Source organism: Stenotrophomonas sp. STK16_22 (genome assembly GCF_051984505.1).
Lineage (GTDB): Bacteria > Pseudomonadota > Gammaproteobacteria > Xanthomonadales > Xanthomonadaceae > Stenotrophomonas > Stenotrophomonas maltophilia_A.
This window is the reverse complement of the sequence record NZ_CP196972.1, coordinates 1,886,721-1,911,008: the sequence shown is the minus strand read 5'-3', so window position 1 is coordinate 1,911,008 and position 24,288 is coordinate 1,886,721. Positions and strand designations below refer to the sequence as shown.

Annotated in this window: 26 protein-coding genes; 9 read left to right on the top strand and 17 right to left on the bottom strand. The window is 66.2% G+C overall.

Translation table 11 applies throughout. The features are described 5' to 3' along the window. Window positions 1–10 precede the first annotated feature (10 nt). The 8 genes from ACSYAO_RS08820 to ACSYAO_RS08785 form a co-directional block, all read right to left on the bottom strand. On the bottom strand, window positions 11–1,756 hold the full coding sequence (locus ACSYAO_RS08820) for an amino acid ABC transporter permease/ATP-binding protein (RefSeq protein WP_099562582.1): 1,746 nt from the start codon (window positions 1,754–1,756) through the stop codon (window positions 11–13). Then, a complete protein-coding gene (locus tag ACSYAO_RS08815; RefSeq protein WP_060380885.1) occupies window positions 1,753–2,304 on the bottom strand; it encodes a GNAT family N-acetyltransferase in 552 nt (183 codons plus the stop codon). The genes ACSYAO_RS08820 and ACSYAO_RS08815 overlap by 4 nt, the downstream gene beginning before the upstream one ends. After that, window positions 2,301–3,521, bottom strand: coding sequence for a M20 aminoacylase family protein (locus ACSYAO_RS08810; protein ID WP_065184098.1), 1,221 nt, complete (start codon window positions 3,519–3,521; stop codon window positions 2,301–2,303). Before ACSYAO_RS08810 ends, ACSYAO_RS08815 begins: the two co-directional genes overlap by 4 nt. A 4-nt stretch (window positions 3,522–3,525) precedes the next feature. Next, window positions 3,526–4,869, bottom strand: coding sequence for an LLM class flavin-dependent oxidoreductase (locus ACSYAO_RS08805; protein WP_012479984.1), 1,344 nt, complete (start codon window positions 4,867–4,869; stop codon window positions 3,526–3,528). Between the two features lie 17 nt (window positions 4,870–4,886). Then, window positions 4,887–5,864, bottom strand: a complete 978-nt coding sequence (locus tag ACSYAO_RS08800) for an MsnO8 family LLM class oxidoreductase (RefSeq protein ID WP_076738949.1) — start codon at window positions 5,862–5,864, stop codon at window positions 4,887–4,889. A gap of 14 nt (window positions 5,865–5,878) precedes the next feature. Further along, window positions 5,879–6,241, bottom strand: a complete 363-nt coding sequence (locus tag ACSYAO_RS08795) for a DUF3088 family protein (protein ID WP_044570017.1) — start codon at window positions 6,239–6,241, stop codon at window positions 5,879–5,881. 157 nt (window positions 6,242–6,398) lie between these two features. After that, the gene (gene msuE, locus ACSYAO_RS08790; RefSeq protein ID WP_012479981.1) at window positions 6,399–6,980 is read right to left on the bottom strand and encodes an FMN reductase; all 582 of its coding nucleotides are present in this window, start codon (window positions 6,978–6,980) and stop codon (window positions 6,399–6,401) included. A gap of 52 nt (window positions 6,981–7,032) precedes the next feature. Further along, window positions 7,033–9,609, bottom strand: a complete 2,577-nt coding sequence (locus tag ACSYAO_RS08785; protein WP_099562579.1) for a TonB-dependent receptor plug domain-containing protein — start codon at window positions 9,607–9,609, stop codon at window positions 7,033–7,035. Between the two features lie 424 nt (window positions 9,610–10,033). Here ACSYAO_RS08785 and ftrA point away from each other — a divergent pair, with 424 nt between their 5' ends. The 3 genes from ftrA to ACSYAO_RS08770 all read left to right on the top strand — a co-directional run bounded on the left by ftrA (window position 10,034) and on the right by ACSYAO_RS08770 (window position 12,140). Continuing rightward, complete coding sequence (ftrA, locus tag ACSYAO_RS08780; RefSeq protein WP_049459933.1) at window positions 10,034–11,035, top strand: transcriptional regulator FtrA; 1,002 nt, start codon at window positions 10,034–10,036, stop codon at window positions 11,033–11,035. Window positions 11,036–11,130: 95 nt separating this feature from the next. Continuing rightward, entirely contained in the window at window positions 11,131–11,565 is a 435-nt protein-coding gene (locus tag ACSYAO_RS08775) for a BLUF domain-containing protein (protein ID WP_076739201.1), read from the top strand. Window positions 11,566–11,588: 23 nt separating this feature from the next. Then, window positions 11,589–12,140, top strand: coding sequence for a chemotaxis protein CheW (locus tag ACSYAO_RS08770; RefSeq protein ID WP_224481844.1), 552 nt, complete (start codon window positions 11,589–11,591; stop codon window positions 12,138–12,140). An 11-nt stretch (window positions 12,141–12,151) separates the two neighbouring features. Here the strand turns inward: ACSYAO_RS08770 and ACSYAO_RS08765 are convergent, their stop codons facing one another. The 4 genes from ACSYAO_RS08765 to ACSYAO_RS08750 all read right to left on the bottom strand — a co-directional run bounded on the left by ACSYAO_RS08765 (window position 12,152) and on the right by ACSYAO_RS08750 (window position 15,807). Then, a complete protein-coding gene (locus ACSYAO_RS08765) occupies window positions 12,152–12,652 on the bottom strand; it encodes a hypothetical protein (RefSeq protein ID WP_065184076.1) in 501 nt (166 codons plus the stop codon). 92 nt (window positions 12,653–12,744) lie between these two features. Continuing rightward, entirely contained in the window at window positions 12,745–13,332 is a 588-nt protein-coding gene (locus ACSYAO_RS08760; protein WP_043035135.1) for a TetR/AcrR family transcriptional regulator, read from the bottom strand. An 86-nt stretch (window positions 13,333–13,418) separates the two neighbouring features. Continuing rightward, window positions 13,419–15,188: an oleate hydratase gene (locus tag ACSYAO_RS08755; RefSeq protein WP_076739202.1), complete on the bottom strand. Its 1,770-nt coding sequence runs from the start codon at window positions 15,186–15,188 to the stop codon at window positions 13,419–13,421. A gap of 94 nt (window positions 15,189–15,282) precedes the next feature. Further along, window positions 15,283–15,807, bottom strand: coding sequence for a GNAT family N-acetyltransferase (locus tag ACSYAO_RS08750; protein WP_033834651.1), 525 nt, complete (start codon window positions 15,805–15,807; stop codon window positions 15,283–15,285). A 165-nt stretch (window positions 15,808–15,972) separates the two neighbouring features. On the opposite strand from ACSYAO_RS08750, the gene ACSYAO_RS08745 reads away from it, so the two are divergent. Genes ACSYAO_RS08745 through ACSYAO_RS08735 form a run of 3 tightly spaced genes read left to right on the top strand, consistent with a single transcriptional unit; the run spans window position 15,973 to window position 17,232 of the window. Then, window positions 15,973–16,428: an SRPBCC family protein gene (locus tag ACSYAO_RS08745; protein WP_076739203.1), complete on the top strand. Its 456-nt coding sequence runs from the start codon at window positions 15,973–15,975 to the stop codon at window positions 16,426–16,428. Between the two features lie 10 nt (window positions 16,429–16,438). After that, on the top strand, window positions 16,439–16,771 hold the full coding sequence (locus tag ACSYAO_RS08740; protein ID WP_076739204.1) for an ArsR/SmtB family transcription factor: 333 nt from the start codon (window positions 16,439–16,441) through the stop codon (window positions 16,769–16,771). A gap of 2 nt (window positions 16,772–16,773) precedes the next feature. Further along, window positions 16,774–17,232 (top strand): SRPBCC family protein, encoded by a 459-nt coding sequence (locus tag ACSYAO_RS08735; RefSeq protein WP_062606308.1) that lies wholly within the window; start codon window positions 16,774–16,776, stop codon window positions 17,230–17,232. A gap of 54 nt (window positions 17,233–17,286) precedes the next feature. Here the strand turns inward: ACSYAO_RS08735 and ACSYAO_RS08730 are convergent, their stop codons facing one another. Then, complete coding sequence (locus tag ACSYAO_RS08730) at window positions 17,287–18,573, bottom strand: alpha/beta hydrolase family protein (RefSeq protein ID WP_076739205.1); 1,287 nt, start codon at window positions 18,571–18,573, stop codon at window positions 17,287–17,289. Window positions 18,574–18,718: 145 nt separating this feature from the next. On the opposite strand from ACSYAO_RS08730, the gene ACSYAO_RS08725 reads away from it, so the two are divergent. Further along, window positions 18,719–19,096: a DUF4180 domain-containing protein gene (locus ACSYAO_RS08725; RefSeq protein ID WP_049403163.1), complete on the top strand. Its 378-nt coding sequence runs from the start codon at window positions 18,719–18,721 to the stop codon at window positions 19,094–19,096. A 97-nt stretch (window positions 19,097–19,193) separates the two neighbouring features. Further along, window positions 19,194–19,958, top strand: coding sequence for a COG4705 family protein (locus ACSYAO_RS08720; protein WP_060380221.1), 765 nt, complete (start codon window positions 19,194–19,196; stop codon window positions 19,956–19,958). Here the strand turns inward: ACSYAO_RS08720 and ACSYAO_RS08715 are convergent. Both ACSYAO_RS08715 and ACSYAO_RS08710 read right to left on the bottom strand, forming a co-directional pair. Next, window positions 19,955–20,737: a 3-hydroxybutyrate dehydrogenase gene (locus tag ACSYAO_RS08715; RefSeq protein WP_076739206.1), complete on the bottom strand. Its 783-nt coding sequence runs from the start codon at window positions 20,735–20,737 to the stop codon at window positions 19,955–19,957. The genes ACSYAO_RS08720 and ACSYAO_RS08715 overlap by 4 nt on opposite strands. 60 nt (window positions 20,738–20,797) lie before the next feature. Beyond that, entirely contained in the window at window positions 20,798–21,277 is a 480-nt protein-coding gene (locus ACSYAO_RS08710; protein WP_158230118.1) for a tetratricopeptide repeat protein, read from the bottom strand. Window positions 21,278–21,443: 166 nt separating this feature from the next. Here ACSYAO_RS08710 and ACSYAO_RS08705 point away from each other — a divergent pair, with 166 nt between their 5' ends. Then, a complete protein-coding gene (locus ACSYAO_RS08705) occupies window positions 21,444–22,820 on the top strand; it encodes a hypothetical protein (protein WP_076739208.1) in 1,377 nt (458 codons plus the stop codon). Window positions 22,821–22,946: 126 nt separating this feature from the next. Here ACSYAO_RS08705 and ACSYAO_RS08700 read toward each other — a convergent pair whose 3' ends face one another. Further along, window positions 22,947–23,426 carry a hypothetical protein gene (locus ACSYAO_RS08700; protein ID WP_224481843.1) on the bottom strand — a complete coding sequence of 160 codons (480 nt, stop codon included), beginning with the start codon at window positions 23,424–23,426 and terminating at the stop codon, window positions 22,947–22,949. A gap of 74 nt (window positions 23,427–23,500) precedes the next feature. Then, window positions 23,501–24,232, bottom strand: a complete 732-nt coding sequence (locus tag ACSYAO_RS08695) for a hypothetical protein (RefSeq protein ID WP_076739210.1) — start codon at window positions 24,230–24,232, stop codon at window positions 23,501–23,503. Window positions 24,233–24,288 lie beyond the last annotated feature (56 nt).

Below are 24,288 nucleotides of genomic sequence, written 5' to 3'. Positions count from 1 at the left end.
CCTTCCGGGGTTACAGGGTCTTGGCCAGGAAATCGGCGGTGCGTTGCTGGCGCGGGCGCTCGAACAGGGCCTCGGGCGTGCCCTGCTCGATCACCCGGCCCTGGTCCATCATCACCACGTGGTCGGCCACGCGGCGGGCGAAGCTCAGCTCATGGGTGACGATCACCAGCGTGGTACCCGAACGGGCCAGTTCTTCGATCACGCTCAGCACTTCAGCCACCAGCTCCGGGTCCAGCGCCGAGGTCGGTTCGTCGAACAGCAGCACCTTCGGCTGCAGCGCCAGCGCGCGGGCAATCGCGATGCGCTGCTGCTGGCCACCGGACAACTGGCGCGGGAAGGCATCGGCCTTGTCGGCCAGGCCGACCCGCTCCAGCAGCGTGCGCGCCTGCTGCTCGGCCTGCGCGCGCGGCACACCGCGCACCGCGATTGGCGCCTCGATGATGTTCTCCAATGCGGTCAGGTGCGGGAACAGGTTGAAGCCCTGGAACACCATGCCCACTTCGGCACGACGGCGACGGATCTCGCGCTCGGGCAGTTCGTACAGGGTGTCGCCATCGCGGCGGTAGCCGATCAGCTGGCCGCCCACGGTCACATAGCCGCTGTCGGCACGCTCCAAGTGGTTGATCAGCCGCAGCAGCGTGGATTTGCCGGCGCCGGACGGGCCGATCAGAACCGTCACGCTTCCAGCGCGCAGCTCCAGGTTCACGTCTTCCAGCACCGGCTGCTCGCCGAACACCTTGCCCACACCATGCAGCGACACCGCAGCGCCCTCGCCCGCTTCCACCTGCGTGGCGATGCGCGGGCGGCTTGCCACGCGCGGCGCGGCTTCGCTCTGCACACGCGGGGGCGATGACACCCGCGACACCGAACGTTCGCGTTGCAGCTGGCCGCGCGCGAAGCGCTGCTCCACGCGGCGCTGAAGCAGCGACAGCGCGGTCAGGATCACCAAGTACCAGACCGTGGCCACCATCAGCAATGGCACCACTTCCAGGTTGCGGCGGTAGATCACCTGCACGGTGTAGAACAGCTCAGGCAGCGCCAGCACGTAGACCACCGAGGTGCTCTTGGCCAGGCCGATCACATCGTTGAACGCGGCCGGCAGGATCGAACGCATTGCCTGCGGCAGGATGATGCGGCGCACCTGGCGACCGCGCGGCAGGCCGAGTGCGGCCGCGGCCTCGTACTGGCCGTGGTCGACCGAGAGGATGCCACCGCGGATCACCTCGGCCGAGAACGCGGCCTGGTTCAGGGTCAGGCCCAGCACCGCGGCGGTGAACACACCGATCAGCTGCGTGGTCGGGTACGAGAACAGGCTGATGCCGGTGAACGGCACGCCCAGCTCGATGGTGCTGTACAGGTAGCCCAGGTTGTTCAGCAGCAGCAACAGCACCAGCAGCGGGATCGAGCGGAACAACCACACGTAGCCCCACGACACCGCCGACAGCAGCGGCGAACCAGAGACGCGGGCCAGCGCAAGCAAGGTGCCCAGTGCGAAACCGAGACCGGTACCGAGCGCGGTCAGCAGCAGCGTGCGGCCCAGGCCCTCGAGCACCGGGCGTGCGAAGAACCACTCAGCGAAGGTGCCCCAGCCCCAGCGCGGATTACCCAGTACGGACTGCAGCCCGATCAGGATCAGCGCCAGTGCCAGTACTGTGCCGAACACCTGTAGCGGATGCCGGGCCGGCACGATCTTCAACGCGGGCGCTGGCGCGGGCCGGGTTGCAATGCCATCCAGCGCGGTCGAAGGCGTGCTCACGCGTGGGCTCCTTGCAGCTGGGTCTGCGCAGGCACGATGACGGGCGTCGCTGCCCGCAGGTGCTTTTCGAACGGCAGGTGCGCAATGGTTTCGGGATCCGCATCCAGATCGAACAGCGCGGTGTAACCATGGCTGAGGTACAGGCCAACCGCTTCAGGCTGGCGGAAGCCGGTGGTCAGGAACACGCGCCGATAGCCCTGGCGCGCCGCCTGCTCTTCCAGTTCCTGCAGCACGCGCCGGGCGATGCCCTGCCGGCGCAGCCCGGGCAGCGTCCAGATACGCTTGAACTCGGCGGTGTCGGGATCACGGTGCGGCATGAAGGCACCGCCGGAGATTGCCACACCGTCGCGCAGCAACAGTACGAAGGCCCCTACCGGCGCGGCAAATGCCTGCGCCGGGTAGCGCTGCAGTTCCTCGCGAGCGCTGCCGCCGATGCGTCGGCGCACATCGGCGTAGCGACTGTCGTATTCCTGCTCCAGGCCATCGAACAGAGGCCGTGCCAGCGGATCATCCACCGAGGTGTAGAAGAAGCGTTCGTTGCTGCTCATGCCACGTCCTTCACCAGATAGTCTTCGGCCAGCCGTGCCCACAGGCTGGCGGCGGGTGCGATTGCGGCGTCGTTGAACACGTAGCGCGGGCTGTGCAGCGGCGCGCTGTCGCCGTTGCCGACGAACACGAAACTGCCCGGCCGCGCCTGCAGCAGGAAGGCGAAATCCTCGCTGGCGGTGCGCGGCGCGAATTCGGGCACTACGTTTTCACTGCCGAAGCCCTGCAGCGCCACCTCGCGGATGTAGGCAGTCTGCTGCGGGTGGTTGATCACGCTGGGGAAACCGCGCGGGAACTCGATCTCGGCGCGCGCACCGAACGCGGCAGCGGTCTGCTCGGCAATCCCGGTGACCCGGCGCCGCAGGGTGTCGCGTACCTCCGGCAGGTAGGCGCGCACGGTCAGTTTCAGCTCGACCACGTCCGGAATCACATTGGCGGCCTGGCCGCCGTGGATCGAGCCGACGGTGACCACGCCCATCTGCCGCGGATCGACATTGCGCGACACCACGCTCTGCAGCGCAGTGATGATGTGCGCGGCGGCCAGGATCGGATCCACGCTGCCCTGCGGCTCGGCACCGTGGCCACCCTTCCCGATCACCTTCAGCCGTGCCCAGTCCACCGACGCCATCGCCGGGCCATCGACAAAGCCGAAGTGGCCCACCGGCACGCCCGGCCAGTTGTGCAGGCCATAGATCGCGTCCACCGGGAAGCGCTCGAACAGGCCGTCGGCAATCATCTTCGATGCGCCCGAACCCGTCTCCTCGGCCGGCTGGAACACCAGCTGCAGGGTGCCGTCGATATTGCCGTGATGGGCCAGGTAATGCGCGGCGGACAGCAGGATGGCGGTATGCCCATCGTGGCCACAGGCATGCATCAGCCCTTCGTTCTGGCTGGCGTAGGCCAGCCCCGAGTCTTCGTGGATCGGCAGTGCATCGATGTCGGCGCGCAGGCCGAGACGACGGCCGCCCTGCCCGCGTTGCAGCGTGCCGACAACGCCTGTGCCACCGAGCCCGGTGGTGACCTCATAGCCCCACTGTTGCAGCAGCTCGGCCACACGGGCGCTGGTGCGATGCTCCTCGAAGGCCAGCTCCGGATGCCGGTGCAGGTCATGGCGGATCGCGATGGCCGCCTCGGCGCGTGCCGCGATTTCGGGCAGCACACCGATGGACGCGGGGTCTCGCCGGGCATGGCCGGGCGAGACCGAATTCTCTCCGCTCATCGCCCTACCCCGCCTTCCGCGCCGGTTCGGCATCGGCCGCATACCGGCTGGCCTTGTACGGCAGCCCCAGATGCTCACGCAGGGTCTGCCCCTGCAGCTCACGCTGGTGGTAGCCGCGGGCCTGCAGGATCGGCAGCACCTGGGTCACGAAATCCTCGAGGCCCTCGCGCTGTGCGGCGAAACCAAGAATGAAGCCGTCGCTGGCACCGGCGTCGAACCAACGGATCAGCTCATCGGCCACGTGCTCCGGCGTGCCGATGAAGTTTGGTCGCGGGCTCACCGCTTCCAACGCCACCTGGCGCAGGCTCAGGCCCTTCTCACGCGCATCCTGCTTGATGCGGTCGGTGGTGGAACGGAACGAATTGCTGCCGATGTCGCCCAGCTCCGGGAACGGTGCATCCGGGTCGTACTGGCTGAAATCGTGGTGATCGAAGAAGCGGCCGAGGTAGGCCAGCGCATCTTCCAGCGTGGCCAGCGCGGCAATCGCCTGGTACTTGGCTTCGGCCTCCTCGGCAGTGCGGCCGACGATGGGACCGATGCCCGGGAAGATCTTCACGTCATTGCCGCTGCGGCCGTGCGCGATCGCCGAGTTCTTCACCTTCTGGGTGAACGCGCGGGTTTCTTCCAGCGATGGCGAATGGGTGAACACCGCATCGGCGTACTTGCCGGCCAGCGCGATGCCATCATCAGACGAACCGGCCTGGAAGATCACCGGCTGTCCCTGCGGCGAGCGCTGGATGTTGAGTGGGCCTTCCACCTGGAAGAAGCGGCCCTTGTGGTCGAGCCGGCGGAACTTTTCCGGCGCGAAGAACGCGCCGCTGTCACGCTCGCGCACGAAGGCATCGTCATCCCAGGAATCCCACAGCCCCTGCACCACCTCCAGATACTCGTCGGCGATCTGGTAGCGCAGCGCATGCTCCGGGTGCGGCCGGCCATAGTTGCGACCCGAACCTTCCAACGGTGAGGTCACCACGTTCCAGCCAGCACGGCCGCCGCTGAGCAGATCCAGCGAGGCGAACTGGCGGGCGACAGTGAACGGGTCGCTGTACGAGGTGGACAGCGTACCGGCCAGGCCGATCTTCTTCGTTGCCGTGGCCAGCGCCGAGAGCAGCGAGATCGGCTCGAAGCGGTTGAGGAAGTGCGGAATCGACTTCTCGTTGATGTACAGGCCGTCGGCAACGAAGCCGAAGGCGATGCCGTTGTCCTCGGCGGTGCGCGCAATGTCGATGTAGAACTGCAGGTTGACGCTGGCATCGGCCGGGTTGGACGGATGCTTCCAGGCATGCATATGGCTGCCGGGGCCCTGCAGCATGATGCCGAACGGAATGTGGCGCGGAGTGGTGCTCATGGAATCGCTCCTGCAGGTCAGGCCACCGCCGCGCGCGGCGCGGGCGACAGCAGTTCAAGGGATGTCAGGCGTGCGTCGAGGTCGGCCACCGGCGCATCGAGGATGAATTCACCCACGCCGAAGCGCCGGTGCAGCGCGTCCAGTTCGCCGCGCACGTGCTGCGCATCGCCGGACAACACGCTCGGACGTGTTTCCTCGATGCGGAAGTCGGCCACGCCCACCTGGCGTGCGTACTCGGCAGCCGCCTCCGGGCTGGGCAGGTTCACGGTCTGCCCGGGACCGAGGTGCAGCTTGTAGACGCGCAGCGCACCGATATGACGCGCAGCGGCTTCGGCAGTCGGTGCGGCGAAGGCCACCGTAGCCAGCAGCGGTGGCTGCGAGGAGACGCTGCGGTAGGCGTCGAACGCGGCCTCGATGTGCTTCGGGTCGCCGTCGAAGTGCGCGGCGTAGACGAAACGCCAGCCCAGCTCGGCCGCCTGCCGTGCACTCTGCGTGCTGGCACCGAGCAGGAAGCGCTCCGGCGCCTGCTGCGGAATCGGCCGCGCCAGCACATCGGCCTCGGCGCCGGACAGATAGCCCTCAAGATCGCGCAGTTGCTGGTCGAAGTCGGTGAACGCCGGCCGCCCCGCTGCCAATGCAGCGGTAGATGCCGGCAGGCCGCCGGGCGCCTTGCCCACGCCCAGATCCACGCGCCCTGGCGCCAGCGCCGCCAGCAGGTTGAAGTTCTCCGCCACCTTGTACGGCGCGTAGTGACGCAGCATGACCCCACCACTGCCGATGCGGATGCGCCGGGTCTGCGCCAGCACCCAGGCCGCCAGCACTTCCGGTGCGGGGCTGGCCAACGTCGGCGCGGCGTGATGCTCGGCAAACCAGTAGCGGTGATAGCCCAGCTGTTCGGCGCGCTGCGCCAGCTGCAGGCTGTTGCGCAGCGCCTGCTCCGGCGAGGCGCCTTCGGCCACCGGGCTCTTGTCCAACACGCTGATCTGATAGCTCATGGTCGCGTCCTCGCTCAGGGATGGGCCACGGGGATGCCGAGCAACCCGTTCAGCGCGGCCAGGATCGGCTCGGCACCGGAGATGTACTGGCGGTCCTGGTGCACGCCACTCGCGAGGTCACTGCGCACGCCCTGCGGCAGCACCAGCTTCGGCAGCGACTGGTCCTGCTCGCCGATCTCGGCGATCACCTCCCGGCGCGGCCGTGCGAAACCGATGCGGCGCACGTCCAGCCGCGCGTCCAGGCCGTCGATGCTCGACAGCGCACCTTCCAGCAACAGGCTGTGCCGGCAGAAGAAACGCTGGCCGGGAATCTGTCCGTCCTCGAACTCACGGTCGAGCAGGAACAGGATGGGCTTGTCGGTTGCGTCCAGACTCACGGGGTCGTCCTCATCGGGGGGCGGCAATGCGATGCCGCTTCGATATCGATGCTAGAGATGACGGCGGTCGGCACGGCGATGCCAGGCGACAATCGGCGGTCAGATCCGGCCATGCAGATGCGCCTTGGCCATAAGCAAAGCGCCGCCGGTTATGCCGTCAGGCGATCCTTCGCAGCGGCGCCGGTACCGCCAGCGCCTGCGAAGCCAGATGCCCTGCCGCGCGCTCGGCCGCCAGTGCGATGCGCGCCTGCAAGGCTGCACTGTTGATGTGCTCGCCATCGAAGTCGGCAGGCGTGGCATACACCCCGATCGGCAGCGTGTGCGCCTGCAGGAAACTGAACAACGGCCGCAACTGGTGGTCGATCACCAACGCATGGCGCTCGCTGCCACCGGTCGCCGCCAGCAGCACCGGCGTATCCACCAGCGCTTCCAGCCCGATGAAATCGACCAGGTGCTTGAACAGCCCGGGATAGGAACCGCGATACACCGGCGTCGCCACCACCAGCAGACCGGCCGCCTCGATTGCCTGCAGTGCCTGCTCTACGGCTGGCTCCGCTTCATCGCGCGACAGCGACTGCCCCAGCGAACGCGCAATCGGCGCCAGCTCCACCAGCTCCACGCTCGCATGCACCCGCTGCTGCAACGACGCCAACAAGTGCCGCACCAGCAGCAACGTGCGCGACGTTGCCGAGCTGGTCGGTGACCCCACCACTGCCACCACCTTCAATGCAGAAGACATGAAATGCTCCTCGATGATGCCGAACTACGTCCGGCCGCCTTTGGCGTGAACCTCAAAACCGGTAACTGACCCGCCCGTACCAGTACGCGCCGACGTTGCTCAACACGTCGCCGTTGTCCCAGGTCGTCTCGATGCTCGCCACATCGGTGGCACTGCGCGCGTACTCCGGCACCTTGCGCGTGCGCTTGTCGAACACGTTGTTGATGCCCAGCGCCGCACTCCAGCCTGCGCCCAGTTCCACGGCACCGGAGAGATTGGTCACCAGCACCGGCGGCTGCTTGTACTCCACGCCGTTGTTCAGGCGCTTGATCGGGCCGTAGTAGGTGAAGTCGAGGTTCGAGCGCCAGCGCCCGTTCTGCCAGCCCAACCCCGCCACCTGCGTGTAGCTGGGCGTACGGAAGCGCAGCGCGTACTCGCTGCTCTTGGTCAACAGGTTGATGTTCGGCAGCCCCTGCAGCGCCGCCGGAATGTCGCTGATCTTCTGGATGGTGGTGCGCCCCACGTTGGCCGCGTAGCTCCAGCGCAGCTTGCCCCAGGCCGTTTCCTGGTTCGCTTCCACGGTCAGCTCGACGCCGCGCGTACGGGTATTGCCCACGTTGGTGAAGTAGCTGGCGTAGAACGCATCACCCGGCAGGATGCTGATGCCGGCCGACCCGAGCAGCGCATCGATGGTGTTCTTCTGCGCCGCGCTCAGCACCGTGCCGCTGTTGTCGGTGACGCGTGCAGGATCCTGCGCGTTGTAGCCGATCTGGCTGGACTGGCCGAGCTGGCCGCGGATGTCGATCTGGTAGGCATCCACGGCCAAGTGGAACGCCGGGCTCGGGTCCCAGGTCACGCCCAGGCTGTAGTTGGTGGCTTTCTCGGGCTTCAGCGGCGTAGCACCCAGCGCAACCGCTGCCGGCGAAGACACCTGCGCCACCAGCGTGGTACCGCACGGGCAGCTGCCAGTGGCCTGGTAGAACTGCGCGCCCAGGCTGGGCGCGTGGAAACCGTTGCTGACCGTGGCACGCACGCCCAGCGCATCGGTGAAGTCGAAGCGCGTGGTCAGGCGGCCGGTGGAGACACTACCGAAGTCGGAATGGTCTTCCCAGCGCGCCGCCGCATCCAGATACCAGCGCGAGGTGATGTTGGTGGCTGCACCCACGTACACCGCCTTGCTGTTACGGGTCGCCTTCACCGCATCGGCGGTGGAGTAGCCCACGAACGCGGCGGCGCCGAAGCCGGTGTACGACTCCCACTGCCCTGCCCCACGCTCGTACTGTTCGTGCTGGTACTCGGCGCCCGCGCTCACCTCCAGCGGCGACGCAAACGCCGCCACCTCGAAGCCGCGGCGCAGGTCCAGGTTGGCGATGCCCTGCTGGTAGTCCAGCTTGCCGTCATAGAAGTCAGTGGGCGAACCGGGGTACGGCAGCGAGTAGTTCACCGAGTTGCGCGTATAGGTACGTACCGTACTGCGGTTGCCGCTTAGGCTGGCGTCGTAATCCCAGCCCGCGATCTGCCCTTTCACGCCCGCAGTGCCGGTGTACTGCTTCTCCTTGGTTTCCAGCACGGGCAGGAAGCCATCGGGAAATACGCTCAGCACCCCGGGCGCCTTGTAGGTGGTGAAGATGGTCGCCGGCAGGCGGAAGTTCTGGATTGCCTGCGCGGTGCGATCGCTGGCGGTGGCGTTGGCGTAGAACTGCGCGCTCTCGCCCAGGCCATGGCCCACGTTCACCGCGAACGCCTTCAGCGCATACGACGGGGAGCTGAGGATGGTGTTGGCCTCGGCATTGCGGCTGGCTTCGGCCGGGTTCAGTGATGCGCCGGCCGGCAACCGGTTGTTCGGCCGCAGCGCCACCAGATTGCCGCTACCATCCACCGCCGGGTAGCTCAGATAGCCATCGATGTAGCGGCGGGTGCGGATCGCATGATGCTGGCGGGTGGTCTCGCCGGAGAGGTTGACGAAGCCATCGGCACCCCACGGCAGGCCAACGTTCGCACGCACGCTGGTTCGCGAGCCATCGCCATCAATGCTCTGCCCGCTTTCCACGACGAGCTCGCCACCGTGCGCCTGCGACTTCAGGATCACGTTGACCACACCGGTAATCGCATCGGAGCCATAGATGGCCGACGCACCATCGCGCAGCACTTCCACGTGGTCGATGGCCGACACCGGAATCAACGCCAGGTCCGCCCACGCATGGCCTGGGAAGCCGCCCCCATTGGCACCGCTTACATAGGCACTGGCATTGCGGCGCTTGCCGTTCACCAGCACCAGCGTGTAGCCGGGCGACAGGTTGCGCAGCTGGTAGCCACGGATCAGGCTCTCCTGGTCGCTCTGGTAGCCACCAATCTGGCTGAGCGACGGCAGTGCGCGCTGCAGTGCTTCCAGCAGGTTGGCCTGGCCGGTGGCGGTGAGGTCTTCGGCGGAGATCACGTCGATCGGCGTGGAACTGTTCTTCACCGTACGCGTACTGGTGCGCGAGCCGGTCACCACCACCGCATCCAGCGTGGACGCGGCCACGTTGGCCGTCGCAGCGGCGGCAGCAGGATCCGCATCGGCTTCAGCCGCATGGCTGGGCGAAGCGGCGAGGATGGCTGTGATCAGAACAGCGAGAGTGCTCAGGACAGGGGCGTGGGCGGCAGGCATGGGGGCTCGTGGGGGTGGGCCGGAAACACGCTTCCATTCAAGGGCCTGTCCGCCCACCGCGACAGGCGCGATCGCGTCACCCAGCCGTAACATCCGGCCACCCACATGACTGCTGGTAATGACGTTAGGCGGCCCTGCGCACCACGCCCATGGGACGGCGAGCGGCGGGTGGCAGGTGGTGGGTGATGGGCGGCGGGCGGCGGGCGGCGGGCGGCAACCTACGGGGGTAGAGTCGACTGTCAGTCGACTATCGCGCGCAGCGCGGGCTTCCAGGCGGTATCGCCAACAGCAGTCGACTAACAGTCGACTCTACCCCGTCGGGTGCCCCAGGCCAGACGAATGCCCCCGTGCACATGCTCCACAGGCATCACCTCATGCCCTCGCACCACGCAGCGCACCGCATCTGCACCCGTAGCATCAAGCCATGCCCAGCCCACCCGCCCATCCCACCGCGCCGCTCGTTGCCATCGTCGCCTGCCACGGCCAGGGCCTGTTCGAGTTCGGCTGTGCGGTTGGCCTGTTCGCGCCGGTGCGGCCGGAACTCGGCGTGGCCTGGTATCGCACCCAGCTGTGCGCGGGTGAACCTGGTGCGCTGCGCATGCTTGGCGGAACGCAGGTCCAACTCCCCTACGATCTCAGCAGCGTTGATGACGCCGACATCATCGTCATTCCCGGTTGGCGCGAGCCCAGCGAGCGCCCACCGCAGGCACTGCTCGATGCACTGGTCCGTGCCCACGCACGCGGCGCGCGCATCGCCTCGATCTGCTCCGGTGCCTTCGTGCTGGCCTGGGCCGGGCTGCTCGATGGCCGCCAGGCCACCACCCACTGGCGCCTCACCGAAGCGCTGGCACGCGAGTTCCCACACATCGATGTGCGGGAGGATGCGCTGTACGTGGATACCGGCAGCATCATCACTTCGGCCGGCTCGGCCACCGGCATGGACATGATGCTGCATATGGTGCGCAAGGATTACGGTGCGCGCGTGGCCAATCTGGTGGCCGAACGGCTGGTACTGGCGCCGTGGCGTGATGCCGAACGCAGCCAGCGTGTCAGCCGCGCCATTCCCCATGGCGAGCCCACGCGCCTAGCAAAGCTGATGGAATGGATGCGCCGCAACCTGCGCGAGCCGCACTCGCTGGGCAGCCTCGCCGAGCAGGCCGCACTCAGCCAACGCACCCTGCAGCGGCAGTTCCTGGAGGCCACCGGCCTGTCGCCCATCGACTGGCTGATCCGCGAGCGCGTCGCCTACGCCCGCGAGCTGCTGGAAACCACCGATCGGCCGCTGCAGTGGATTGCCGAGCAGGCTGGATTTGGTTCGCAGGAATCGTTCCGTCGGCACTTCCGGGGCCAGGTCGATGCGAGCCCTACCGAGTACCGCAGCCAGCATCGCGGCGGTGTTGGCGCGGATCGGCTGGTGGGCTGCTGATCCAGCTCAGCGCTCTCCAGCGCCACGTGAGAAAAGGCTCACGGCGGACGGTGGAGACCCACGTATAGTGACGTGCGTCACACGAAGCCCCTTCCATGCTCCACGCATTTGCTTACTCCAGCCACATGTCGGCTGGGCTTTCCGATGAAACCCTCCGCCAGATCGTCTCGGGCTCTGCCGCGTTCAATCGCCGGGTGGACGTTACCGGAGCGCTGCTCGTCGACGGGCAGCGGTTTTTCCAGTACATCGAAGGCCCGCCCGACGGCCTGAAGGCGGTCAGGCGCCGCATCCAGGACAGTCGTTCGCACGCCGCCGTCACCCCGGTACTGGACATGGCAATCGGCGCACGCGCCGTACCCTACTGGGCGATGACCCGCATCGAGACCGGGCAGATCGTCGTGTCCGGGCTGGTCAATGCGCGATGGGACGAATTTGGCCATTCCGTTCCAGGCATGGATCAGCTCGTTGGCCTGCTGCGTCCGCATTTCCCACGCATCGGCACCGTCGAGCCGCCACGCGCCCCCGCCTGATACAGACTGAACCGACGCCTTGCGTGCGCCTGCCGACGCGGCCGTGCGCTACGTTCGGGCGTCATCATCAGGATCCTCCTTCCCGCTGTCTTCGCCACGCCCATCGCATGCCAGTACCCGCCCCACCTGCAATGGAAAAACGCGCATCGCCCGCCGACCTGTTCGAGATCGTGATCGTGCGTGCAGGCACCGCCCTGTTCGCGATTGACATCCAGGCTGCCGTCGAAATTCGCGGCCTGGAGGCATTCGGCCCTGCAGACCGCAACGGCAGGCCGACCCTGGAAGTCCGTGGGCAGCCATTACCCGTGGTCGACCTGCGCCGCATGAGCGGCCAAGCGGCATTCGACGGTGGCAGCCCGGCCATGCTGTTGATCAATGCCGGTACCGCAACGCTGGCGCTGGCCGTGGATGAGGTGCTGGAGATTGAGACACCGGACGCGAGCGCACGCGTCCCCGAGCGTGCCGCAGGCCGATCGTTCGGCTTCTGCAGCCGGCACATTCAACTTGACCCGGCGCGCTCGGCTGCACTGATCGAACCGGTGGCACTGCTGGGCGCACTTGCCGCGCCGGAGTGACCGGCGGCGTCTCAGGATCGTCCTGCCAAGGCACGGTTTCGCAGCCTCCAGCACTGCGCGGCCACGCCGATCACGAACATCACCAGGCAGACCAGCAGCGTGTGCAGCACCACCGGGGCCATCGGCGCGGCAGCAATCGGATGCGCTGCCGGCACGCGGGTCAGCGTTTCGTTGACGCCGGGCACCAACGACAGCAGGAAGCTGAAAGACAGCGCAAACGTCGATGCATAAGGTGCTGCGCGCCCCAGCCAGCGCAGCCGCGCGGCCAGCACGCCGCCGAATGCCACCAGCAGCACGATCACCCCGAATGCGTGGCCGGGGTTGATCCCGCCCGTGCTGGACACGGTGAACGAGGTGGCCACCGACAGCACCAGCCCCACCAGGTACAGCTTGCCCGCGCGCGTGGCGGGATCGATTGCGCGATGGCGAATGAAGGCATACAGGCCACTCAACACCGGGATCAGGCTGACAGCGGTATGGATCACGCCAAGCGTGGACAGAGGGTGGGACATGGGACATCTCCAGGGATAGAATGAACCTACTAGTAGGTAGGCATTGGACTCAAAAAGAAGGCCCGCGTCGCCGCAGGCCCACCACACATCTCTCAGAGCGCCGCACTCACCCGCGCGATCGCCAACTGTGCCAGTGCCGCGAAGGTCGCCGCGTCACCAAAACCGCGCGCGGCCAGCATCGCGCCGTGCACCGAGGACATGAACGCCCTGGCCTCGTCCGCAGGGGAACCCTGCAGGCGCAACTGGCCCAGCGCCGCGCCCTTCTCCAGCGTCACCGTCAGCCACCCGCTCAGATCCTCGAAATGCCCGCGCACTTCATCGGCAATCTCCGCAGGGATCATCGGCGCCTCCGCTGCCAGCATCGCGCAGATGCAGAACGACGACGTCCCCCCTGCAATGCAGCTGGACCAGTACTCCACATAGGCGTTGAGCTCCTGCAGCGGGTCGTCCAGCTGCCGGTCCAGCAGCGCCAGGCCTTCGCGCGCCTCGGCCCGGTACAGTTCAACCACCGTGCGCACCAGGTCCGCCTTGCTGGGGAAGTGGTGATGGATGCTGGCCTTGCTGATGTTCACCCGCGCGGACACGTCGGCGTAGCTGAAGCCGTTGTAGCCACCGGCCTCCAGCAGCGAACGGGCATGGGCCAGGATCTCCTGGGCCTTGGGCGAGAGCGACTCTTTCATGCCGCCAACCTACTAGTAGGTTGAAGCTGTGTCAATAACCCGCTGCTGGACCCGCCGGGCGTGGCCCGGCGCTACCGAGATCCCAATCAGTCCTCCTGCACCAGCTTGAACTCGCGCAGCAGCCCGCCGATCTGGGTCTTGTCCAGCTTGTTCATCAGCAGGTTGCGCAGGAACACCGGCCCGGGAATGTCCAGTTCCTTGCCGTCACGCAAACGCCCGGTCGCGGCCAGCAGCGAGCGCACGTCGTAGGTGGAATTGAACACCTCGGGTACGCCGCGTTCGATATCCAGCAGCGTGTACACCGCTTCCATCGGCGTGCGCACCGAGTACTCTGTAGTGAAGATGCAATCGCGCTGCTTCGATTCGGCGAACTGGCCGATGAAAGCGAAGTTCACCGCACCGTCCGGCACCACGTCCGGGCGATCACCGGCCTGGCGCGGCATGAAGAACGCGGTGATGTACGGCATCATCACCGGCACCGTCTTCGCGCCCGTCGCCGCCAGCTCGTCGATCTCCTCCACCGGCACGCCCAGGTGGTACAGCCACTCGCGGGTGATCTCCTCGCCGGTGCAGTCCTGCATCGGCTTCTTCACGTAGTCGCCGGGCGTATCCACGAACAACGAATACACCCAGACCACGATCTGGTCCTTGGGCTGGTTCTTGAAATGTGGCTGGCGATTCACCGTCCAGCTCATCAGCCAGCGCGAGTCGCGCACGCTGACGATGCCGCCGGTCACCACTTTGCCGCTGAAGGGATCGCGCTTGGCGATCTTCTGGATGTAGGCCGGAATGCGCGCATCCAGCGTGGTCACCGTTGCCGATTCCCACTTGGTTTCTGGAATGTGCGCGCCGAACACATCCGGACGCCCGAACGCGTCATCCTTCGCGGCAATGCGGCGCCACAGGTCCCAGGCAGGCGCCGGGCCTTCGTTCAGGCGTGCCGCAGTGTGGTGGTCGCCATTATCCGAGTTCTCGGTCAGCGAACCGATGGTCATGAACAGCAGATCATCCGCGCCGAGATCCACGCCACCGGCTACACCGTCATGCATCCAATGGATGCGCGTGGCCTGCTTGCGGTCCGGCTGCAGATCAAAGTCGACGTCGGTCACCTCGGTACCGTACTGGAACACCACGCCCTGGTCCTGCAACCACTTCACCAGCGGCAGCACCAGCGATTCGTACTGGTTGTACTTCGTGAACTTCAGCGCCGAGAAATCCGGCAGGCCGCCGATATGGTGGATGAAGCGATGCAGGTACAGCTTCATCTCCAGCGCCGAATGCCACTCTTCGAACGCGAACATGGTTCGCCAGTACAGCCAGAAGTTGCTGTCCAGGAAATCACGGCCCAGTACTTCGTTGATGCGCTTGTTCTCCATCTCCTGACGGGTGGCCAGGAACAGCGCGATGATGTCCCTCTGTGCCTGCTCGGTCAGCGTGAACAGGCCATCGGTGTGTGCATCCTCGCCGCGATTGATGGTGGCGCGCTGCAGCGAATAGTTCGGGTCGTCCTTGTTCAACCAGTAGAACTCGTCCAGCACGCTGGCATCTTCGATCTCCAGCGACGGTATCGAGCGGAACAGGTCCCACAGGCACTCGAAATGATCTTCCATCTCGCGGCCACCACGGATCACGAAACCCTTTTCCGGCACCTTCAGGCCATCCAGCGCACCGCCAGGAATCTGCTGCTGTTCAAGAATGGTGATGCGTTCACCGGCCATGCGCCCATCGCGCACCAGGAACGCGGCGCCGGCCAGCGAGGCCAGCCCCGACCCCACAAACCAGGCGCGCTTGCCATCGACACCGGCTGGCTTGCGCGGGCGCGCGAAGGCTTCGTAGTTGCCACTGCTGTAGTACATGCGCTGCTCCTTCCTGGAGGGGGTGACCCCACTCTAGCGCCGAACCGATGTACCGATTCCTGCATGCATGCTGCGACCGAATGACGCAGCGGCGTCAGAGCTGGCGGCCCAGCAGCATGCCTGGCCAGCCGTCCACGTTGAACGGCGCAATTCGCGTGTAGCCGCAGGACTCGTAGAAGCGCACCAGATCACCGCTGCCTCCGCCATAGCAGTCCACGCGCAGATGGTCGAGGCCGGCAGCGCGCGCCTGCTCATCGGCAAACGCCATCAGGCGACGGCCAATGCCGCGCACGCGCGCATCACGCGAGGCCACCAATACCCGCACGTACAGCTCCGGCCCATCGGGCGCCGGCACATAGGGCATCGACTCGCCCAGCGCCAGGAACGCACGCACCTCACCCTGCTCGTTCTGGGCCACCCATGCGCCAGGCAGCGCGCACGCATCGGTCACCTGGGTGACCCGGCGCGGCACCGTGGACCACGGCTCGCTGCCCCATTGCTGCAGATTGCCAATGGACACGAACCATTCAATCACCTCATCGAACAGCGCCAGCACCGCAGGGGCATCTGCCGCACTGGCGCGGCGGATGGTCAAGGTGTCCTCTCCTGTTTCAGTCATGCACGTACTCCTGTCAACGCGTCAATCAGCTGTCACGAGGATGCCGGCCAGCGGCCGGCACTACCAGGGTCGGAAGTCCCTGGGCCGGATTTGACATGCAGGCATTTACCTGCATATAGTCCATCCCAGGGGCGGCGCCTGCCGGCCCATCGCGAGGAACCTGCAATGGTGGATATCGCACACAGGGTCGGCATCAAGGCCCCCGCAAGCCAGGTGTACCAAGCCCTGGCCACCCCCGAAGGCGTCGCCGCCTGGTGGGCCGAAGACACCCACGGCGACCGCGAGACCGGCGGCACGGTCAAGGTCCGTTTCACCAACAACGGCCAGGAAATCGGCGCCATGGAAATGCAGCTGGAACAGCTCATTCCAGGCGAGTTGGTGCTCTGGAAGTTCCTCACCGGCCCCGCCGAATGGATCGGCACCCACGCGCGCTTCGTGCTGAAGCAGGAAGGCGATTACTGCATCGTCCTGTTCACCCATGAAGGCTGGAAGGAGCGCGTCGAGTTCACCTCCCACTGCAGCACAAAGTGGGCGGTGTTCCTGATGAGCCTGAAGGCCCTGCTGGAGACCGGCAAGGGCCAGCCCAACCCACACGACGTCAGGATCGACAACTGGAATTGAAGACATCCCCATGGTGGTAGACCACGTGCGCGACGCAGACAAGGTCTTCAAGGCACTGGCCGATCCCACGCGCCGGACGCTGCTGGACCTGCTCTGCGAGCACAACGGCCAGACCCTGGGCCAGCTGTGCGAAAACCTGGACATAGCCCGGCAATCGGTCACCCAGCACCTGGGCCTGCTGGAAGACGCCAACCTGATCAGCACCGTGCGCCGTGGCCGCGAGAAGCTGCACTTCATCAACCCGGTGCCCCTGCATGAAGTCTACGAACGCTGGGTACGCAAGTTCGAGCAGCAGCGCCTGAGCCTGCTGCATGACCTGAAACGAGAACTGGAAGGAGAATGACGATGTCCGCAGAGACCACCCGCTTCATCCACGTGATCTACATCGCTTCCACCCCGCAGAAGGTGTTCGAGGCCATCACCCGCCCCGAGATCGCCAGCCGCTACTGGGGCCACGAGAACGTCTCCGACTGGAAACCCGGCTCGCGCTGGCAGCATGTGCGCGCAAACGAAACCCGCTCGGTCGAACTGGTGGGCGAAGTGGTGGAAAGCACCCCGCCCTCGCGCCTGGTCATCACCTGGGCCGCCGCCTCGCAGGCCGACAACCCGGATGCCTACAGCCGCGTCACCTTCGACATCGTGCCCTACCAGGACATGGTGCGGCTGACGGTTACCCATGAGGAGCTGGAACCGGGCAGCGGCATGGATACCGGCATCCGCCAGGGCTGGCCGATCGTGCTGTCGAGCCTGAAGTCGCTGCTGGAAACCGGCAAGGGATTGGACGTATTTGCGAAGCCGAACTGAGTCGTGCCGCAATCGGCGGCGGAGCGCCATCCGCCGCTGGCGCTCCCCATCCGGTCAATCGCTCAATCTGCGCGCACGCCCATAACTGCCATGCACATCCTGCTCGATCCAATCGGCCAGCAGGCGCAGGTAGCCGTCGGTGATCCGCGTCGACACCCGGTTGCCCTCGGCATCGGTGCGGAACTCGACCATGCCGTGGTCGGTATCCGGGAACAGGTAGGTGTCGATCGGTTGCCCCGACGCGCGCAGGCGCGACAGGATCGAACGCGTGGCGGCAATCGGCGCGGCGCGGTCCTGCTCGGCCAGCACCCACAGCAACGGCACCTTCAGGCGGCGCAGCGCGGCCCCGGCGTCGTAGTCCCAGATCAGCTCCAGGTTGTCGAATCGGGCGCGGCCGATCCGGCGCAGGTCGGCGTCACTCATGCGCAGCATGTCGCCGCTGTATTCGCCGCTGATGTTCTTTGCCCACGGTGCGGCACCGATCTGCGTACGCACCTTCGCCAGCGCCTCAAACCCTTCATTGAAATGCGTGCGCATCAACTGCGCGGTCGCGTCTGAAAGCTGGCCGACCTGCTTCATCGCCGTTGCATCCAGCTGCATGCGGCGTGCCTCGTCGAACAGCTGCTCGCGGTCCTCCTCGATGGGTGACACCACCAGGCCGAAACCGATCGCCACGAAATCCGCCTGCGAGCGCGTCGCCGCCAGCGGCGCGATCCACCCGCCCTGGCTGCCACCGAAGTAGCCGGCCCGACCGAAACGCCCCGCCGCCAGCTCACGTGCCTTGGCAAGCGCCGCCGCCGCATCGTCGGCCAGCAGTTCGAAGTTCTGCGTGTACTCCCCTTCCGAATCGCCGGTCCCACGCTTCTGGTAAGCGAACACCGAAATCCCCTGCGCCACCAGCACGCGCTGGTAGATGGCCGCCACCGCCATCGTGCGTTCCGAGCCGTGCACCAGCACCACCAGCGGCCGCATCGGGTCGGCCGGGCCGGCCGGTTCGATCAACTGCCCGACCAGCTTGGTTCCCGCACTGATGAACGTTGCATCGGTATCGCGGGTCGGCAGTCGCTGCCAGCGCTGCGTGGCTCCCGCAGGCGACCTGAAGCTGACCACATCGCCGCTGCAGCTCACCGGTGCGTTGGCATCGCCGGTGGCGCCACGTCGCCCGTCCAGCATCAGATAGCGCTGGCCCGTGGCCGGTGCCGCAGCGGGTGCGCCGAGCACCACGATGTTGCCCTGCCCGTCACCGTAGGCACTGGCCGTGCATAGCTCGGCGGCCGCGGCCGGCAGGCCAGAACACACCAGCACCGCCATCAACAACGAACGTCCTTTCCACCCTGCCATGCCCTTTCCCGGTATCGTGAACCCGCCCCGTGCGGGCGCCCGGCGCAGCCTAGCGCGTTCGTTCGCCAGATTCATGCTGCATCTGCTTACTGTTGGCCTCTCCCATGGCCATACTGGGCGGACGATACGAACTTCAGAGCGCACGATGCACACACATGTCGAACAGATCGGCAGCACCCGCGTCCTGCGCAGCGCCGATACAGGCCCGCTTCTGGATGGCAACGCCCTGCGCGACCTGGTCGGCGATGCCCTTGGGCACCAGGCCGAGTGGATCGCCGTGCCGGTGCAGCGCCTATCGGCAGACTTCTTCGAGCTGCGCTCCGGCATGGCCGGGCAATGGCTGCAGATGCTGGTGAACTACCGCCTGCACTTCGCCGTCCTGGGCGATGTCAGCGGCTATCGCGCACAGAGCGAATCGCTGGACGCGTGGATCACCGAGTGCAACCGTGGGCACAACGGCTGCTTCGTGGCCGACTGGGACGCCCTGCTGGCACGCCTGCCGGCCCCCGCCAGCACCGGCTGAACGCCGCCCCCACGCTCACTCTCGCCGAACCCGGTTCCGACCGCGCTCTGACGCCCGCCGCCACAGCATCACCCGCAGGCTCCCCAGGCGACGCTCGATGAGTGTTTCAGACGCAGATTCCCTGCACAGCAAAGTGGCGGCGGTCACCCTCGGTTTCTGGGTGATGAAGATCGCCGCCACCACCCTCGGCGAGACTGCGGGCGACCTGCTGTCGATGACGCTCAACCTCGGCTACGTGGCCAGCTCGGCCATCCTGCTGGCGATCTTTGCCGGCCTGCTGGGCATGCAGTTGTCGGCGCGGCGCTTCCACCCGGTGCTGTTCTGGTCGGTAGTGCTGGCGACCAGCACCGCCGGCACCACCATGTCCGACCTGATCGACCGCACGCTCGGCCTGGGCTACGCCACCGGCGCCAGTCTGCTGGCCGGCTGCCTGGCGCTGGTGCTGCTGGCTTGGCGGGTGTCGGAAAAGTCGATCTCGGTCAGCAACATCGCATCGCGCCGCGCCGAAGGCTTCTACTGGACCGCCGTGCTGTTCTCCAACACCCTCGGCACCGCGCTGGGTGATTTCCTCGCCGACGATTCCGGGCTGGGCTTCACCGGCGGCGCACTGCTGATCGGCAGCCTCATCGCGCTCACCGCACTGGCCAGCCGCATCACGGGCATCAACCGGGTCATCCTGTTCTGGATCGCCTTCGTGCTCACCCGCCCGTTCGGCGCCACCTTCGGCGATCTGCTCACCAAGCCGCTGGAAAAGGGCGGCCTGGGCTTCGGCACGGTGGGCTCGTCGCTGGTGCTGTTCACCATTCTCGCCACGCTGGTGGCATTGCCCATGCTGCAGCGTAAAGCACAGCCAGCCAGCTAGCGCGCCGTCCAGCCCCCATCCACCGGCAGCGCCGTGCCGGTGATCTGTGCAGCGGCATCCGAGGCCAGGAACACCACCATCTCGCCCAGCTGCTCGGGCGTTACAAACTGCAACGAGGGCTGCTTCTCAGCCAGCAGCGCACGCGCGGCGGTCTCCTGATCCGTGCCATCGCGCTCGGCCAACGCGGTGATCTGCTGCTCGACCAGCGCCGTCCGCACCCAGCCCGGGCAGATGGCATTGGCGGTGATGCCGGTGCCCGCATTCTCCAGCGCGGTGACCTTGGTGAACCCCACCACGCCATGCTTGGCCGCCACGTAGGCCGACTTGTTCACCGAGCCCACCAACCCGTGCACCGACGCAATGTTGATGATGCGGCCGGCGCGCTGCTGCTTCATATGCGGCAAGGCCGCCGCCGTGGCATGGAACACGGCCGAGAGATTCAACGCCAGGATCGCATTCCACTTCTCGACAGGGAATTCCTCGATCGACGCGGTGTGCTGGATGCCGGCGTTGTTCACCAGGATGTCGATGCGGCCCATCGTCGCGACGGCATGCTCAATCATCCAGCGCACTGCCTCGCCACGGGAAAGATCGGCGCCGTCATGCGCCACGCGCACGCCGAACTCGGTTTCCAGCTTGGAACGGATGCGTTCGATCTCCGCCGCATCGCCGAAGCCATTCAGCACGATATCGGCACCTTGCCGCGCCAGGGCTATGGCAATGCCAAGACCGATACCGCTGGTGGAGCCGGTGACCACCGCAACTTTTCCACTGAACATGGGCGAGCTTCCATCGGGGTAGGCCGCCAGTGTAGCGTTACCGGCCTCCGCACCCTCCTCCTACGTGCCCACGTCCAACGAGTACGTCAGCAGGAATTCCCTGGCGTACTCATTCCCCGACTGCGCCGAAGCGCGGATCAGGTACACCGCATGCGGCACGTCCCTGGCAACACCCATGCCATGGAACAACGCCAGGCCAAACTCGTACATGGCCGACGGATAGCCGGCCTCCGATGCCCGCTCAAAATGCGCGGCCGCACGCATGACGTCCTGCTCGACGCGGTCACCGGTCAGCAGGCACAGCCCTATCGCATGGATTGCCGGGATATAACCCTTCTCTGCGGCCTGCTTGAGGGTCGCGAAGCTGTCCGCCTCGGCATGTGCGTCGTCCTCCCCCACAGGCATCGAAGAAGAGAGGAACAACGCTTCAGCACAGCCGCGTGCAAGCTGCGGGGCCAACAGCCGCCGCGCCTCGGCAATGTCACCACCGTCGAGCATCGCATCGAAGTCGGTCGTGAGCTGGGTTGGCATGTTCGTCATGGCGCAGGCGTCCGTCCTGTTCGCGGGCATCCGTTCGCCCCGCTGGCATTATGCCTGCACCAGGCCAGGGCATTGCACCAGCCCCACAAGGCCGGGTGACCAGAAGACTCTCCGCGTCCATCGATGTTGGCCCTATAGTCAACGCCATCCACCCAAAGATGGCCCGATGAACCCCTGCACCGCCCTGCTGCCTGCCGCCCTGACCGCACTGCTCGCCCCCGCCACCAGCGTGGCCGCACCGACCGCGCAGGCGGCCACGCCGCTCACCACCGGCAGCGTGCGGCTGGATATTGCCAGCGGCCGCGTCGAAGGCAATGTCTGCGTGTCCAACCTCCCAGCCGAATCAAGGGGCGCGTTCGTACTCAACGCCGGCCTGAACGTCGCGCGGGTCACCGACGGTGACGGCAAGCCGGTAGGGTTCGATGGCTGGTACGACCCGGGCGTGGATGGCGAGGCGCGCGTCTACACCCTGGCCGAGCCCACCGCCACGCTCTGCGTGCAGTACGTGGGCGCGTTCCCGCTGTACCCGAAGCACGATGCCATGGGCGACTTCAAGGGCATGATGGCCTTCAACGGCGACAGCGCCCGCTTCACCGAACAGTCCGCATGGCTGCCGCAGGCATTCGACCCCAAGGCCCGCGTGCGCAGCAACGAAAGCCGCTACGACCTGCAGGTGGACTGCGCCGGCTGCCGCTTTCTGTATCTCAACGGCAGCCCGGCCATCGAAGGCGCGCAGGGGCGATTCCGCAGCGACAACGCACGGCCGATCCTGCTGTTCGGCGGCGGCGGCCCGATCACCCGCACCGCGCAGGTCACGATCCTTAACGAGACCCTGCCCTCGGCCAAGGTCCAGGCACTGTCCAGCACACTGCAGAAGGTAGCCGACGTGCACAGCCGCTACATGGGCATGCCGCTGGCCGACCGCCCCACTTTCCTGCGCATGGTCACGCTCAACCAGATCGAGCGCGACCGCGAAGGCAGCGAGTGGGGCTTTGCCACCTGGCCCACCATCGCCATGAGCGGCAGCATCGGCAATGTGGCCGACTCCCTGCTGGCTGGTGGCGAACATGCTGAACGGCGCGTGCAGTACATCGCACACGAAATGGGCCATTACTACTTCGGCACGCTGAACCGTCCGCAGGGCCCCTACTTCTGGGTTCTGCTGGAGTCCAGCGCCGAGTTCCTGTCGATCAAGGCGCTGCGTGAGATCAGTGGCGATGCCGCGGCCGATCGCTACATCGCACGACTGCAATCGGCCGTCGATACGCACGACAAGCCGCTACCCCCGTTCGATGCCATCGATGGCAACTCCGATCTGGGCGAGATATATCGCTACGTCTATGCCCCTTTGCTGCTGCTTTCGCTGGAGAAGCAGGTGGGTGAGGCAAAGATGCAGGCCTTCATGCGTGGGCTGCTGGCCTCTCCTTCGCCGAAGGGCTGGGCAGAGCTGCAGGGCATTGCGCTGAAAGCCGGCATCGATCTCAAGACCTGGGAGCATTGGCGGGCAAGCTGTGTGGCTGGCGGCAGGCAGAGGTGCCAGTAGATCCACGCCATGCGTGGATTCACTCCCTCAACGCCCGCACAACTGAATCGCCCAGCACCGTGTCCAAGGCGACTCGCCCCCTGGCCCCTCCATTTGCCAATCAGCGCCGCTGATGTCCCCGCACAATCAGAAGAACAGACCCGCCTGATCGACGGTCGCCAGAGGATTGGCCTTCCGCACCGCCTCCAGGAACAGCAGGAAGTCGCGGTTGAACAGCGTCAGGTTGTTGGTGAACGTCACGCACTTTCTGCCCGATGCTCTGCTGAAGCACACCTGCCAGACATAACGCCCGTAGATCCTGTCGGACGTTCGTGTGACTGAGGTGATCTGCGAAAGCGGAACTGCCGTGGGCACCGCCCCCCGCCGCAGGTGGAAGGATTCTGTATCAAAGAAGTAGTGCTCGCGATCCTCTTTGCCATCCACCATCACCAAGGTCATGGACGTGCCGGAAATCCGGCGAGGGGGATTCAAACGCAGCCCTGATCCCAATGCAGAACGCGCGGTCGCTGACATTCGCCGAAGGATGAGCCAGAGGATCACCAACGGAAGCGCCGCAACGACAATGAAGCCTGCAGTCTTCAAAACAGTTTCCAGCGTGCTTGGCACACAGATCTCCAGGATGAACTTTCAGGCGATGCCCAATCCACGCCATGCGTGGATGACTCTCCCCCAACGCCTTTTCACTTCCAATGATCCGGCCCCAGGAACGGCAGGCTTAGCACAAACACCGGCACGGCCACAGGGATCAGCGCCGCGCCGAGCACCTTGCCCGCCGCCGAACCCGCACCCGGCTTGCCCTCCCTCTCCGGCAGGATCCGCTGCGCCCGCGCATTAATCGGCTGTTCCAGCTTCCCCTTCTCCGCCAGTGCCGCAGCATCCGGCAACTGCACCCGCTCGCCGTCGCCCTCGAACAGCGCGCTGTAATAGCTGCCGCCCTTCCTTGAAAGATTGCAGGCGCGGTCAAACGCCAGCGCGTAACGGGTCCGGTCCATCGGCAGGTAGTAGCGCGCCCGCTCCTCCACGGCCTTGGCCTCACGCGGGAGCACCTCAATCCGCTCCAGCTTGAACTGTCCGGCCAGCTCTGCCGTCACCTGCTCCGGCAGCAGCAGCAGCGCATAGCTGCCGTGCACCTTGGCCTTGTTGGCCGGGTCGCGCCAGTCCTCATGGAAGTACATCTGCGCGCAGGCCACCGCCTCGCGCAGCGGGCTGTCCATCAGCGCGCGGTACTCGCGGAACGGCGCGGCATTGAAGCGCATCGGCTCGTCATAGCGCGGCAACAGGTACAGCTGGCCGTCGTCGGCCACGAACGCACTGGTTATCTCGCGGCTGGAAGCGTGCTCCTCCGGGCCACTGGCACAGCCAGACAGTAGGCCAAGGCACAGGGCGGAGAGAATGAAAAAAGACGTTCGCATGTCGTGTTCGAGGGCTTGCCTGGAAAACCGGCCCCGCCCAGAAGGACGAGGCCAGC